Below are 13,239 nucleotides of genomic sequence, written 5' to 3' on the forward strand. Positions count from 1 at the left end.
CCAGTCTCGGCTCGTCCACTGCCAACCACCGCTCCGGGACGCGGTTCCTGCCCCTGCGCCGTACGGAGCCCCGGTGTTTTGCCTCTGCAACATAGAGCATCCATCGGCGCCGGGCACGCCCGGACCGGAGGGTGAACGGCCCGCGGCCCCTCACGGCCCGGGCGCGGGCTCCTTCGGGTCGCCCGCCAGACGGACCGTGCTCAGGACGCGCATGATCAGGGCGTCGTCGACGGCGCCGGGGACGCCCGTGCGGCCGTAGAAGTCCCAGGAGACCAAGTCGCCCCGCGCGTTCTTGAAGCCGAAGACGACCGCCTGGCCGTCGCCCGCGCAGTGGTCGGCCCGGGGAACGCCCGTCGAGCGGGCTCTGACGTAACTCCCCCTGACGCCCGACCGCGTCGTGTACGCCACCGGCTCGTCCGCCTTGACCACGCTCTTGTCCGGCTGGGCGTAGGCGGCGTAGACCCAGGTCGGCGCCTCCTTCTCGGCGGTCTCGGCGGCGTCCCTGGCGCCGGCGGCGCCCTTGGTGCCGACGTTGGCGAGCCGGACGTCCGAGACCTGCCCGTCGCCGTCCCCGTCGATGCTGCACCACTTGGACTTGTAGAAGGCGGGGGCCGTGTGCCCGATGAGGACCTTGTCCCGGTCCTTGCGGTCCGTGTGGCCGCTGAAGACCGTGGGTTCGAGGACCTCCCACTGCGGCGGCACGTCGAAGGCCGTGCCGTGCTTGGGGTTGATCACGGTCTTCCAGCCCGCTATCTGCGGCCTCGTCGGGTCCGCCGCGGACGCCGCGAGGACGGCGCGTTCGCGCGCGCGGTTCTCGCGGACGCCGAGTGCGAGGCCGGTCGCGGCAGCGACGACCGCCAGGGCGGTCAGGGCGCAGGACCAGATCAGAATGCTCCTCCTGCTCCTCCTGCTCCTCCTTCCACCGGCGCCGCCGGGCTGTTCCGGCTGCTGGTACGGGTTCTGCACGGTGCCCTCCTACTTGCCGAACGAGAGGATCGAGCGGCTCGCCTTCCCCGGTTCCGGGCTGTAGACCCTGCCGCCCAGCAGGAACAGCCGTCCGCCCGCCCACGCGATGCGCACGCCGTGGGTGTAGAAGACGCCCTGGGCGCCGGCTGCCGCGGCCGGGCTCTGCAGGACGGTCTGCGCCGCCCCGTCGGCGGGGGCGAGGGAGACGACCGCCCCCGCCTCTCCGCTGCCGGGGGTGACGTACACGAGGACCCGGCCGTCCTCGACCGCGAGCGGCCACATGGTGCGTCCCTCGGGCTGCTCGGCGCTGCGCCACCGCTCCTTGCCCGTGTTCAGGTCGAGGGCGACGACCTGGTCGGTGTCGTCGATGCCGAGGCTGCTGCCCGGCTTGCCCGCCCCGAGGTAGAGGGTGTCGGCGTCGGCCGCGGCGGCGTAGCACTCCTGGAAGCCGTTCGCGTTGCCGAATCCGTTGCACCGGCCGCTGACCGCGAAGCCCGGCACGGTCCGCGAGCGGACCGTGCCGTCGGCGGCGAACGCCGTGATGTTCCAGGTCTTCTTGTCCTTGTGGTGCGCGGAGATCACCAGCGGGTCCATGGAGAGCACCCGGCCGACCGTCCAGTCCGGGTCGTACCTGTGGCTCCAGCGCGCGGTGCCGGTGGCCGGATCCAGCTCCTCGACCATCGCCTGCCCGGCGGCGCGGGCGTCGCCCGGGTCGGGACAGTGGCGGATGCCGATCAGCCGCGAGCCACCGGCGAAGCCGGCCGGGTAGCAGCCGCCGTTCTTCGACGTGCCGAAGAGCTTGCGGCCGTCGGTGACCGAGAAACCGCTCATGACGGCGGGCCGGGCGACGGCCACGGTGTCACCGCTGATCGCCAACTCGAACTCCCCCGTGCTGTCACGGTCGTTCTCGGGCGGTACCGCAACCTTCCAGCCCGCCTTCCCCGCGGCGAGGTCGATCTGCTGGAGATGGGTGCACCGCGAGGTGTCCGAAGCGGTCTCCTTCACCGCCACGACGAGGACGCCGGTTGCCGACGGGAGGGGTGGGACCCCACACAGCGGTGTCTGGAGCGACAGCTTCCATTTCTGCCTGCCGTCGGCCACCGCGTACGCCGTGAGCCCGCTGGAGATCGCGGTGACCACGGTGTCGCCCACCCGCCACGGGCCGTACTGCACGGTCCCCGATCCGGCCACCTCGGCCTCGTTGTCGCGCAGCCAGACCCGGGCCTCACCCGGCCGGATGCCGGCGTTGGGGTCGTAGGCGGCGGGGCTCCCATCGGGGCCCTTGCCGTCGCCCCGGTCGACGGAGGGGGAACCGGAGGGCCCGGCCGCGGACGGCTCCGCCGCGCCGATCCCGGCGCGGACCGTCAGCCGGTACGCACCGCCGCCGATCACGAGCAGGGCGGTGACCAGCGCGGCGGCGACGGCGGCGACGACGGCCACGGCGGGCCGGGACCGGGGCGGGCCGGCGGGAAGCGGGCCGAACGGTGCGGGAGGCGGCCCGAAGCCGGCGGGCTCCTGAGCGTCGGGTTCCGGCCGTGCGCCGGGAGTGCGACCGGTCATGGGGGAAGTCTGGCCGGTGCGAGGATATTTCCAGAAGAGATTTTTAGACTTCTTCGCAGCCTCCCCCCGCCGCCCGCCGCCCCCTCCCGTGCCCCCGGTCGCCCGCCCGGGGGCACGGGGCTAGCGTGGGAAGGTGGGTCCTTGGCTTGGCATGTGAGGAGGCCGGGCATGACGGCACGTTGGCGCAGTGTGGCCGTGGGCGCGGCAGCGGTCGGACTCGTGGTGGGGCCCGTGGGAACCGGCGCAGGGGCGGTGTACGCCTGGGACGCGGCGGCGCCCGCGCCGGCCGCGACCGTTCCGGCTCCGAGCCCGACCCCGGCCCCGACGGCCTCCTCCGACCAGTTCCCCCGGCTGACCCCCGCCGTGGCCCGGCAGTTGGACGACGCCATCCGCAAGGTCCTGGCCGAGGCGAAGATCCCCGGCGTGATGGTGTCCGTGTCGGCGCCCGGCAAGGGGGAGTACGTACGGTCCTTCGGCATCGCGGACAAGGCCACGGACGCGCCGATGACCACCGACCTGAATATGCGGATCGGCAGCGTGACGAAGACCTTCACGGTGACCGCCCTCCTTGAGCTGGTCGACGACGGGAAGGTCGGGCTGGACGACCCGATCGGCACGTACGTCGACGGGGTGCCGAACGGTGACAAGATCACCCTGCGCGAGCTGGCCGGGATGCGGAGCGGCCTGTTCAACTACTCGGCGGACGAGGACTTCTACAAGGCGCTGACCAGCGATCCCGACCGGCCCTTCACCCCGCAGCAGCTGCTCGCGTACTCCTTCAAACACCCGGTGCTGTTCGCGCCGAACGCGAAGTTCGACTACTGCAACACCAACCTGATCCTCCTCGGGCTGGTGGTGGAGAAGGTCAGCGGCGTCCCCCTCGACACGTTCATCGACCGGGAGGTCGTCGAACCGGCCGGGCTGAAGCACACGCTCTTCCCCATCGGCGCGGAGTTCCCCAGTCCGCACGCCCACGGCTACACGAACCAGACGGCCTCCGGGAAGACCGAGGACGCCACCGACTGGAATCCCTCCTGGGGCTGGGCGGCCGGGGCGATGATCTCCGACCTCTCCGACCTGCGCAGCTGGGCGAAGACCCTGGCGACCGGGACCCTGCTGACCCCCGCCACCCAGGCCGAGCGGCTGGACGTGGTCGACGCCCTCCCGGGCGCGGGCTACGGCCTCGGCATCTTCAACGTCCAGGGCTGGATCGGGCACAACGGCTCACTGCCGGGGTACGGGTCGCTCGTCATCTACCTGCCGGAGTCCCGGGCCACGCTGGTGGTCCTGCTCAACACGGACATCGGCTACGAGGGCCAGGAGCCCAGCACCCTGTTCGGCGAGGCGATCACCAAGATCCTGACCCCCGGCCGGGTCTACACGCTGCCCGCCCAGCCCGCCTCCTGAGCGGCCGCGCCGCGGACGCCATGTGCACCGCCGGCCCCGGGACTTCGCTCCCGGGGCCGGCGGGGTCGTGTGCGCGGCCGGCCCTTCGCGGCGGCCGATTCCGGCCGTAGCGTAGGGCGTCGAGGGCCGGGCCGACCCGCAGCGGACCGGAGCGACTCGCAGCGACCCGCCGCCCTCCACGCACAATGGTCCGCGGCGCGCGAAACACCCCTGAGGGAGACGCACATGAACGGTCAGGCACAGGCAGCACAGCAGGGCGCCCAGCCCCCGGCGGAGGACTCCGCGCTCGACGCACCCGCGGTCTCGGTCCGCGCGGCCGGCGAGGCGGACGTCGACACGGCGGCCGTGCTGTTCCGCGGCTACCTCGACTTCTACGAGGTGGACGTCGAGGACCCGGACGCCCCGCGGGCCTTCCTCGCGGAGCGGATCGCCAAGGACGAGTCCCTGGTCCTGCTCGCCGACGTCCCGGAGGCCGGCACGGTCGGCTTCGCGCAGGTCTACCGCGGGTTCTCCTCCCTCTCCCTGCGGACCGCCTGGGTCCTGAACGACCTGTACGTCGCCCCGGCCGGCCGCCGTACCGGGGCCGGCCGGGCGCTGCTGCGCGAGGTGCTGCGCCGGGCCCGCGAGGCCGGGGTGTCCGGGGTGCAGCTGGAGACCGCGTACGACAACACCGTCGCGCAGGGGCTGTACGAGACGGAGGGCTTCGTCCGCGAGGAATTCCACGTGTACTTCCACGAGTTGGGCTGAACGTCCCGAACGGCCTCGGGAAGCCCTTCCGGAATGACCTCCGGGATGACCTCCGGAATGACCTCCGGAAAAACCGCCGGAAGGACTTCCGGCCGGGGATGAAACATTTCCGCACCGCCGTCGCGTCAGTGGGGTGAGACGGGGACGCGAGGGGGAGCGCATGCGGCACGGTCGCGGGGACGGGTTCCGTGAGTTCGCTGCGGGCCGGTCGGGTCATCTGTACCGGTCGGCGTGTCTGCTGACCAGCGGGGACACCCACCTTGCGGAGGACCTGGTGCAGGAGACCCTGGGGCGGATGTACCTGAAGTGGGGGCGGATCTCCCGTATCGACAATCCGGCGGCGTACGCGCAGACGGTGCTGGTACGGGCCTTCCTCACGCACCAGCGCCGCCGGTCGGCGGGGGAGCGGCCGGTCGGGGAGTTCCCCGAGTCGGGAGCGCCCGCGGCCGGCGGCGAGGACGCGGCCCTGCGGCTGACGCTGCTGGAGGCGCTGGGGCGGCTGGGTGCCAAGGACCGGGCGGTGCTGGTGCTGCGCTTCTGGGAGGACCGCAGCATCGAGGAGACCGCCGACGCGATGAACGCCAGCTCGGCGGCCGTCCGTACCCGGACCTCGCGGGCGCTGGCCCGGCTGCGGGAGCAGCTGGGCGGCAGCCTGGCCGCCTTCGCCGACCTCTGAGACCGGCGCGGGCCGATTCCTCGTCTCACCCCACCCCTGAAACGGAAGGTCTGGTTCCCCATGCCCTTTGAAGACGAACTCGGCGGAGCCCTCCGGCGTGCCGGGGACGGTTTCACGACCGACCAGCACGCCCTCGTGGACGCGGGCGAGCAGCGTGGCCGCCGACTGGTGGCGCGCCGCCGGGCCGCCCTGGCCGGTGGATCCGTGCTGGCCCTGGCCGTGATCGCCACGGCGGGCGCCTACACCGGCGGCCTGTTCGACGGCTCCGGCGCCTCGGGCACGGCTGACGTCGCGGCGCCGCCGACCCTGCCGGGCAAGGACGGGAAACAGCCGCCGGCCGGCAGCGGTGCGGTCACCGCCGAACAGCTGATCACCAACCTGCGGGGGCTGCTGCCGGGCGGGCAGCTCACCCAGCCACAGGCGCGGGGCACGGGTGACGAGCTGGGCCCCCACGTCTCCGGCGTGTACGACGACGGGAGGGGCAAGGCCGCCATCGCCGTCCGCCTCCAGCGCGTGGACCCGAAGGGCAGCATCGCCCGCGAGCAGACCGAGTGCGGGGACAAGACCCTGCGAGGCTACGACGACTGCCGGACCGAGCAGCTGGCGGACGGGTCCAGGCTGCTGCTGTACAAGGGGTACGAGTACCCGGACCGCCGGGAGGACACCAAGGTCTGGTGGGCCGTGCTCGTGGCCCCGCAGGGCTTCCTGGTGAACGTGTCCGAGTGGAACGCCGCGGCCGAGAAGGGCTCTCCCGTCTCCCGGACCGACCCCCCGCTGGCCACGGCGGAGCTGAAGGCCCTGGCCACCTCCCCCACCTGGCACGCGGCGCTGAACGAACTGACGGAACCCGAGCCGGAGGCGCCCCGGGAGTCCTCGTCGGCCGCGCTGCGGGACCGGAACGCCGGGGCGGCCCTGGAACACCTGCTGGGCGGGTTCGGGATCACCGCCCCGATCGTCGCCAAGGGCGGTGAGGGCACGTACGGCTACGCCGTCCTCGACGACGGCAAGGGCAAGTCCCTGGTCCAGATCAACGTCCAACAGGCGGCGAAGGAACTGGACTTCTCGGCCGCCGGTGTCATCACGCAGCCCGACGGTACGAAGGTGAAGGTCAGCACGGGGCCGGGCGAGAAGGGCAAGGGCGTGATCCAGTGGACCGTGGACACCCTGCGCAAGGACGGGCTGCGCGTGGTGGTGTCCGCCTTCAACACGGCCGATCAGAGTGGAGCACCCACGCGCCGGGAACCCGCGCTGACGCTGGAACAGGTGAAGGAGATCGCGCTGGCCCCGGGGTGGAACCGGACCCGCAACTAGCGTGGGAACGGCTTCATTTGGCGTCCGCGTAGCACTCCACGACCGCCGTCGTGAAGGGGAACCGGACCGGGGTGTCGCCGAAGGCGATCCGGCCGGCCCGGTCGCCCGCGGCGCGGATCGCCTCCACGACGGCCTCGGCCTCCTCGGCCGGGCAGTGCACGATCACCTCGTCGTGCTGGAAGAACACCAGCTCGGCCCGCATACCGGCGGTCGCCTGCCGCAGGGCGGCGAGCAGCAGCAGGGCCCAGTCGGCCGCGCTGCCCTGGACGACGAAGTTACGGGTGAACCGGCCGCGGGCCCGGGTGTTGGTGGAGGCGTAACTGGGGGTCCAGCCGTCCTCCCGGTCCTGCGGGGCCCCGGCCCCGCCCTCCCCGTACCCCTCGCCCGGGTCGACGCCGCCGTCGCCGGCTTCGTTCCCCTCGCCGGAGCCGGCGGGCGGCGGGCAGGTGCGGCCCAGCCAGGTCCGTACGAGCCGGCCCTCCTCCCCGGCCTTGGCCGCGTCGTCCACGTACGCGACCGCCCGGGGGAAGCGGCGGCGGAGCGCGGCCAGGTTCTTCAGGCCGTCCCCGGAGGTCTGGCCGTAGACGGCGCCGAGCACGGCGATCTTGGCCTTGTCCCGGTCACCGGAGAAGCCCTGGCGGGAGACGGCGGTGTAGAGGTCCGAGGCCTCCCCGGCGACCTCCATGAAGGCGGGGTCGCGGGAGATCGCGGCGAGTACGCGCGGCTCCATCTGGTCGGCGTCGGCCACGACGAGCCGCCAGCCGGGGTCGGCGACCACGGCCCGGCGGATCACCTTGGGGATCTGCAGGGCCCCGCCGCCGTTGGTGACCCAGCGGCCGGTGAGGGTGCCGCCGGGGATGAACTCCGGACGGAAGCGGCCGTCGTGGACCCAGTCCGCGAGCCAGGCCCAGCCGTGCGCGGTGTAGATCCGGTACAGCTTCTTGTACTCGATCAACGGCTCGACGGCGGGATGGTCCAGCTCCTGGATCTCCCAGCGGCGGGTGGACTTGAGCTTGATCCCGGCCCCGGCGAAGGCCTTGATGACGTCGGCGGGCAGATCGGGGCGCACGCGTCTGCCGAAGGCGGCGGACACGCGGTCGGCCAGCTCGGCGAGGCGGCGGGGCTCCCCGCCGCCCGCGTACCGCTCACCGAGCAGCTCGGTCAGCAGGGCGCGGTGGACGTCGGCCCGCCAGGGCAGGCCGGTGCGGTTCATCTCGGCGGCGACGAGGAAGGCCGCCGACTCGGCGGCGGTGAGCAGCCGCATCCGGTCGGGGTGGGCGGTGGCGTCGAGCCGTTTCGCCTGGTCGGCGTGGACGGCGAGCAGGGCGTCCAGGGGGACGGGGGTGGGCTGCGGGTCGAAGAGGGAGTCCTGGGCGCGGGGGTTGGCGGCGCGCTGGGGCGGATCGGGGGGTACGGGCGCGTGGGTGAGGCGGGCCCAGGCGGCGGCGGCCGAGCGGGGCTCGCCGAAGCGGCCCTCGTGGGCGAGGAGCAGCAGCTCGGCGTCCTCGATGTCGTGGCACCGCTCGACGCGGACGCCGGCCGAGAGGAGGCGGGGGTAGACGGCGGCGGTGGACCGCCAGACCCAGCGGGTGCCGGGCGGGGCGGCCCGTACCGCCTCGGCGGGGTCGCGGACGCGCATCCGGACTCCGTCGGTGGGGGTGACGGGCGCGGCGTGCCACCAGCCGTCGCCGTCCTCGGCGAGGGCCCACCGGGGGGTGCGGTCGCTCATGGGTGCGAGTGTCCCACCGGGGTCTGACAGGGCCGGGTCGCTGGCCGCGGGGTGCGGGGTGTCGTGGCGCGCGCCGGGTGCGGCGCCGTTGCCGGGGGCGCTGCCCCCGGACCCCCGCGCCTCACACGCCGGCGGGGCTGAAAGAGCGCCTCACACGCCGGCGGGGCTGGAGGGGGGATGGCGGGGCTGAATGGGCACCGACCGGGGTGAAAGGGTGCCGGCGGGGGTGAAGGGCGCCTGGGGGGCTGGAGGTGCGGACATGCCAAGCTGAGGGGGTGAGAGACCTTGCCGAGACCGTCGATCGAGCCTTTGCCGCCGCCCTCTACGCCCAGGACGATGCCGGGCTGGACACCGGGGCCTCGCTGCTCGTCGCCGATCAGGGGGGCTGGGCCGCGGTCGGGCGGGAGCTGCTGGCGCGCGGGGAGGCGTACGTGCGCCAGGGCTGGGAGCGGGGCTGGCAGCCGGCCGACGTGCTGCGGCTGGTGCGGCGGGACCTCGACGAGCGGCATCTGCGGATCACCGGGGACCTGATCGCCGCCGAGGCGCGCCGCTACGCCCGGCTCCCGGCGCGCTGGGGCGCCGACGAGGTGTGGTGGACGGGCGACGAGGAGTACGCCGACCGGCTCGCGCAGCGGGAACGGGCCGACCGGTTCACGCTGGCCACCGCCTTCCTGGAGGTGCTGCGGCTGCTGATCCGGCTGCCCTCGATCGAACCGGTCGGTCCGCTCCCCGGCGACCCGGCCGGCGCCCTCGCCGAACACGCCCACATCGAGCCCCGCATGCTCGGCCGGATCCGGGCCCTGCTCGCCAAGGCCGAGGCGACCACCTTCCCGGACGAGGCGGAGGCGCTCAGCGCCAAGGCCCAGGAGCTGATGGCCCGGCACACCGTGGACGAGGCGCTGCTGGCCGCCCGCGGCGGCGCGGTGCAGGTCCCCGCGGCCTGCCGGATCGGCGTCGAGCCGCCGTACGAGGAGGCGAAGGCGGTGCTGCTCGACGCGGTGGCCACCGCCAACCGCTGCCGGGCGGTGTGGAACAGCGGCCTCGAATTCTCCACGGTGGTCGGCTTCGAGAGCGACCTGGAGGCGGTGGAGCTGCTCTACACCTCGCTGCTCGTGCAGGGCACGGCGGCGATGACCCGCGCGGAGGCCGCGCAGCGCTCCGGCGGACGCAAGCGGACGAAGACCTTCAGGCAGTCCTTCCTGCTCGCCTACGCCAGCCGGCTCGGCCACCGGCTCGCCGAGACGGCCGAGCACACGGCGTCGGAGGCTCCCGGCAACCTGCCGGCCCTGGTGGCCCGGGACGTGGCGGTCACCTCCCGGGCGGAGGAGATGTTCCCCCGGACCACCACGACCCGGCTGCGCGGTGCCACGGACCACGCGGGCTGGGAGGACGGCACGGCCGCCGCCGACCGCGCCCACGTGGGCGGCCGGAGGAAGCCGCTCACCCCCTAGAAAAATCCTGCCGATCAGGCCGGGCTCGTGGACGGCTCGTGGAACAGGTACGACCTGGGTCCCGACAAATCCGAAGAAGTCCTGACAACCGCTACGCTCGGCGCCATGAGCTGGCTCCGGGCACTGAAGGGCACCGCCCGCTCGGGTCTGACGATCGAGCGGACCCGCCTCGAACCCCTCGTCGCCCTGCGGGCCGCCGCCGGCCTCGCGATCGTCATCGCCGCCGGACTCGCCTTCCTGGGCCCCGGCTCGGCGGCCAGTTCGGCCTTCGGCGCCTTCATGGCCGCCATCGCCACCTTTCAGCAGAGCTGGCGGCCGCGCCCGGTGCTCGCCCTCGCGTCCGGCCTGACCCTGGCCGTCTCCACCTTCGTCGGCTACCTCGTCGGCGCCTCGCACACCGGGCTGTTCCTCGCCCTGCTCGCCGTCTGGACCTTCGTGGCGGGCCTGCTCTGGGCGGCCGGCCCCACCGCCGGGATCATCGCCTCCGGCAACGTCGCCGTCATGCTGGTCACCGTCACCCTGCCCACCTCCGTGCCGCAGGCCGCCGGGCACGCCGCGATGATCGCCGCGGGCGGGGTGGTCCAGGCGCTGCTGATCGTGCTCTTCCCCGTCCGCCGCTGGGGCGCCCAGCGCGACGCGCTCGCCGACGCCCTCGCCGCCGAGGGCGACTACGCCCGCCGTCTGCGCCGGGACCCCGTCGCGCCCTTCGACCCCGGCCCCCTGATGCGGGCGCGGGCGGCCGCCACGGTCACCCCGCGCCAGGCCCGTCGCCGCCCCGCCGAGCTGCACGGGGCGCGGGGGCTCGCGGAGCGGATCCGGCCGGTGCTGGCCTCGCTCGCCGATCCGGCGGTGGGTGCCCCGGCCGAGGGCCCGGGCCGGGACCGGGTGCGCGAACTGCTCGACGCCGCCGGGGCGGTCCTGGACGCCGCGGCGCATGCGATCCGGTACGGGGAACCGGTGAGGCTCCCCGCGCCCTCGCTGGCCGTCCTGAAGTCCCCCGACACGGCGGATCTCCTCACCGGCGCGCCGCTTCGGGCCGCGCGCCGGCTCGCCGCCCTGCTGGACGACGTACTGGAGACGGCCCAGCCGGGATCCGGGCGAACGGCCGATCCCGGCGAGTCGATGCTGCGGCCCACCCTGCCGGGGATGGTGCCGCTGGTCCTGGCCGCCGTACGGGCCGAACTGCACCGCGGATCGCCGATCCTGCGGCACGCCGTGCGGGTGACCGCCGTGGCCTGCGCGGGCTACGTGGTCGGTCAGGCACTGCCGTTCGGGCACGGCTACTGGGCCCCGATGGCCTCCGTGATGATCATGCGCCCGGACTTCAGCCAGACCTACGCGCGCGCCGTCGCCCGCTTCGGCGGCACCCTCGTCGGGGTCGCGGTCGCCACCGGCATCGTGCAGCTCGCCCAGCCCGGCATGTACCTGTCCGGGTTCCTCGCCGTGGTCAGCGCCGGGCTGATGTACGCCCTGATGCGCACCGGGTACGCCGTCGCGCAGCTCTTCGTCTCGGCGTACGTGGTCTTCCTGCTCGGCATGGGAGGGGTCCGCTGGGACCAGACCGTGCCCGACCGGGTCGCCCTCACGCTGGTCGGCGGACTGCTCGCGATGATCGGCTACGCGCTCTACCCGGCCTGGGAGACCCCACGGCTGCGGACCCGCCTCGCGGACTGGATCGCTGCCGGCGGACGGTACGCGGCCGCCGTGCTCGAGCAGTACGCCGACCCGGCCGGGGCCCGGCGCGCCGACGTGCGCGAGGCCCTGCTGGCGGCCCGCGACGCCCGGATCGCCTGGCAGGAGGCCCTGGACCGGGCCGCCGGGGAGCCGGTGCGCCACCGCGGGCTGTCCCGCGCGGCCGCCGACGGCGCGGGGGACGCCCTCGCCGCGCTGGGCCGGTGCTCCATGCTGCTGGAGGCCCACCTCCCGGACCGCGGGCACGCCCCGCTGCCCGGCGCGGCCGCCCTGGCCGAGGCCCTGCGCAGCGACACCGGGGCGGGCGCCAAGGCGGTACGGGAGCGCCGGGTGCCGCGGTGGGACGGGGTCCGGGAGGTGCTGGCGGACTGGGACGCACCCGGGCCGGGGGTGCTGCGCGGGGCCGCCGAGCAGCTCCTGGAGTCGCTGGACGAGGTGTCCGAGGCCCTGCGGGCCTGACAGCCAACCTGTCTGTGATCAAGGCACCACCCCGCGTGCACGTGCATCTGCCCATGCAGCAGCCCATGAACACAGCTATGATCCGGAGGAGTTGACATCTGCACTATCGGGGGCTTCCTGTGGACCACGCGTACAACGGGATGGCAGCTGCAGAACTCGCTTCCTTGTTTGAGCTGACGTGGCAGAAGAGCAGACACAGCAACTCGCAGGGTTCCTGCGTGGAGTTCGCACGGCTGCCGGGAGGCGATGTCGCCATGCGCAATTCGCGCTTTCCCGACGGACCGGCGCTCGTCTACACGCCTGCCGAGATAGAGGCCCTGCTCCTGGGGGTCAAGGACGGCGAGTTCGATCATCTGATCGCCTGACGGAACAGCGCACTCATCAAGCCATGCACGTGCACTGGCCGGGACTGATCGCAGTGATCAATCCCGGCCAGGTGTCGTGTGTACGCCCCTGATCGGCGGCTTGCGGGAGCCGGTGGCCGGCTGCCGGCCGCTCAGTCCGGGAGCAGGAACAGTGCCCAGACGACCTTGCCGGTCAGCCGCCCCGCGAGGGGGTGCCAGCCCCAGCTGTCGCTGTACGAGTCCACCAGGAACAGCCCGCGCCCGGACTCCAGGTCGAAGTTCTCCTCGGTGCGCTCCGGGGAGAAGGCCCCGCCGGGCCGGTCCTCGCTCGGGTCCCGCACCGCGCACACCAGCCGCGTGCTCCACCGCATCAGGTGCAGCCGTACCGGCGGCTCCGGCTCCGCGTCCGCGCACCGCGTGTCCTCGGGCAGGGCATGGCGCAGCGCGTTGGTGACGAGCTCGGAGACGACGAGGGCGACATCGTCGAAGCGGTCGTCGAGGCCCCACTGGGACAGGGTCGACCGGGTGAAGGTGCGGGCGCCGCGCACCGCGTCGAAACGGGCGGGCAGGGCGCAGGAGGCGGACCCGGAGACAGCCGTGGGGTCGACCGGGGGAAGCCCCTGCCGTAACGGCTCGAGCATGGTCGATCCATTCGTCCCCATGCGAGGCACTCCCGGGATTCGCGGGCGGAGCGGTCATCTCCGTCCAGAAAGAACTGCGGGGTGGGTCCGGCGCCGGCGCGAACAGCACGCAGGTGCGCGGGGACCATCGTTCCGAATGCTCGGGCCGGATGCAAGGGCAGATGCACGTGCACGCGCCGGACCTGTCCGCTCCCGTGACGGTTCTGACTCATTTCTTCCTACGCATACTGACGGACTTCTTTTCCCGCAGCCGGGA

11 protein-coding genes are annotated in these 13,239 nt (G+C 73.7%); 7 read left to right on the plus strand and 4 right to left on the minus strand.

Going from position 1 to position 13,239, the window contains the following annotated elements; all coding sequences use genetic code 11:
- Positions 1 to 150 precede the first annotated feature (150 nt).
- Positions 151 to 966: a hypothetical protein gene (locus ACGFZK_RS17595; RefSeq protein ID WP_393849753.1), complete on the minus strand. Its 816-nt coding sequence runs from the start codon at positions 964 to 966 to the stop codon at positions 151 to 153.
- 9 nt (positions 967 to 975) lie between these two features.
- On the minus strand, positions 976 to 2,526 hold the full coding sequence (locus ACGFZK_RS17600; protein ID WP_393849754.1) for a PQQ-binding-like beta-propeller repeat protein: 1,551 nt from the start codon (positions 2,524 to 2,526) through the stop codon (positions 976 to 978).
- A 168-nt stretch (positions 2,527 to 2,694) separates the two neighbouring features.
- On the opposite strand from ACGFZK_RS17600, the gene ACGFZK_RS17605 reads away from it, so the two are divergent.
- The 4 genes from ACGFZK_RS17605 (at position 2,695) to ACGFZK_RS17620 (ending at position 6,667) form a co-directional block, all read left to right on the plus strand.
- Positions 2,695 to 3,933 carry a serine hydrolase domain-containing protein gene (locus tag ACGFZK_RS17605; protein WP_393849755.1) on the plus strand — a complete coding sequence of 413 codons (1,239 nt, stop codon included), beginning with the start codon at positions 2,695 to 2,697 and terminating at the stop codon, positions 3,931 to 3,933.
- Positions 3,934 to 4,158: 225 nt separating this feature from the next.
- On the plus strand, positions 4,159 to 4,680 hold the full coding sequence (locus tag ACGFZK_RS17610; protein WP_393849756.1) for a GNAT family N-acetyltransferase: 522 nt from the start codon (positions 4,159 to 4,161) through the stop codon (positions 4,678 to 4,680).
- 160 nt (positions 4,681 to 4,840) lie between these two features.
- Entirely contained in the window at positions 4,841 to 5,356 is a 516-nt protein-coding gene (locus ACGFZK_RS17615; RefSeq protein WP_393849757.1) for a SigE family RNA polymerase sigma factor, read from the plus strand.
- A gap of 60 nt (positions 5,357 to 5,416) precedes the next feature.
- A complete protein-coding gene (locus ACGFZK_RS17620; protein ID WP_393849758.1) occupies positions 5,417 to 6,667 on the plus strand; it encodes a hypothetical protein in 1,251 nt (416 codons plus the stop codon).
- 13 nt (positions 6,668 to 6,680) lie between these two features.
- On the opposite strand, the gene ACGFZK_RS17625 is transcribed toward ACGFZK_RS17620, so the two are convergent.
- On the minus strand, positions 6,681 to 8,396 hold the full coding sequence (locus tag ACGFZK_RS17625) for a bifunctional 3'-5' exonuclease/DNA polymerase (protein ID WP_393849759.1): 1,716 nt from the start codon (positions 8,394 to 8,396) through the stop codon (positions 6,681 to 6,683).
- A 275-nt stretch (positions 8,397 to 8,671) separates the two neighbouring features.
- On the opposite strand from ACGFZK_RS17625, the gene ACGFZK_RS17630 reads away from it, so the two are divergent.
- The 3 genes from ACGFZK_RS17630 to ACGFZK_RS17640 all read left to right on the plus strand — a co-directional run bounded on the left by ACGFZK_RS17630 (position 8,672) and on the right by ACGFZK_RS17640 (position 12,363).
- Positions 8,672 to 9,847: a DUF2786 domain-containing protein gene (locus ACGFZK_RS17630; protein ID WP_393849760.1), complete on the plus strand. Its 1,176-nt coding sequence runs from the start codon at positions 8,672 to 8,674 to the stop codon at positions 9,845 to 9,847.
- A 105-nt stretch (positions 9,848 to 9,952) separates the two neighbouring features.
- Positions 9,953 to 11,998: an FUSC family protein gene (locus ACGFZK_RS17635; RefSeq protein WP_393849761.1), complete on the plus strand. Its 2,046-nt coding sequence runs from the start codon at positions 9,953 to 9,955 to the stop codon at positions 11,996 to 11,998.
- A gap of 119 nt (positions 11,999 to 12,117) precedes the next feature.
- Positions 12,118 to 12,363 carry a DUF397 domain-containing protein gene (locus ACGFZK_RS17640; RefSeq protein ID WP_393849762.1) on the plus strand — a complete coding sequence of 82 codons (246 nt, stop codon included), beginning with the start codon at positions 12,118 to 12,120 and terminating at the stop codon, positions 12,361 to 12,363.
- A gap of 131 nt (positions 12,364 to 12,494) precedes the next feature.
- Here the strand turns inward: ACGFZK_RS17640 and ACGFZK_RS17645 are convergent, their stop codons facing one another.
- Positions 12,495 to 13,004, minus strand: coding sequence for an ATP-binding protein (locus ACGFZK_RS17645; protein ID WP_393849763.1), 510 nt, complete (start codon positions 13,002 to 13,004; stop codon positions 12,495 to 12,497).
- Between the last annotated feature and the right edge of the window lie 235 nt (positions 13,005 to 13,239).

Origin of the sequence: Streptomyces sp. NPDC048257 (genome assembly GCF_043201855.1) — a bacterium.
GTDB lineage: Bacteria > Actinomycetota > Actinomycetes > Streptomycetales > Streptomycetaceae > Streptomyces.

Bases quoted from the DNA above. Each gene is read 5' to 3' on its own strand.
- ACGFZK_RS17600 (WP_393849754.1), bottom strand. From the start codon at position 2,526: ATGACCGGTCGCACTCCCGGCGCACGGCCGGAACCCGACGCTCAGGAG.
- ACGFZK_RS17605 (WP_393849755.1), top strand. From the start codon at position 2,695: ATGACGGCACGTTGGCGCAGTGTGGCCGTGGGCGCGGCAGCGGTCGGA.
- ACGFZK_RS17610 (WP_393849756.1), top strand. From the start codon at position 4,159: ATGAACGGTCAGGCACAGGCAGCACAGCAGGGCGCCCAGCCCCCGGCG.
- ACGFZK_RS17615 (WP_393849757.1), top strand. From the start codon at position 4,841: ATGCGGCACGGTCGCGGGGACGGGTTCCGTGAGTTCGCTGCGGGCCGG.
- ACGFZK_RS17620 (WP_393849758.1), top strand. From the start codon at position 5,417: ATGCCCTTTGAAGACGAACTCGGCGGAGCCCTCCGGCGTGCCGGGGAC.
- ACGFZK_RS17625 (WP_393849759.1), bottom strand. From the start codon at position 8,396: ATGAGCGACCGCACCCCCCGGTGGGCCCTCGCCGAGGACGGCGACGGC.
- ACGFZK_RS17635 (WP_393849761.1), top strand. From the start codon at position 9,953: ATGAGCTGGCTCCGGGCACTGAAGGGCACCGCCCGCTCGGGTCTGACG.
- ACGFZK_RS17645 (WP_393849763.1), bottom strand. From the start codon at position 13,004: ATGGGGACGAATGGATCGACCATGCTCGAGCCGTTACGGCAGGGGCTT.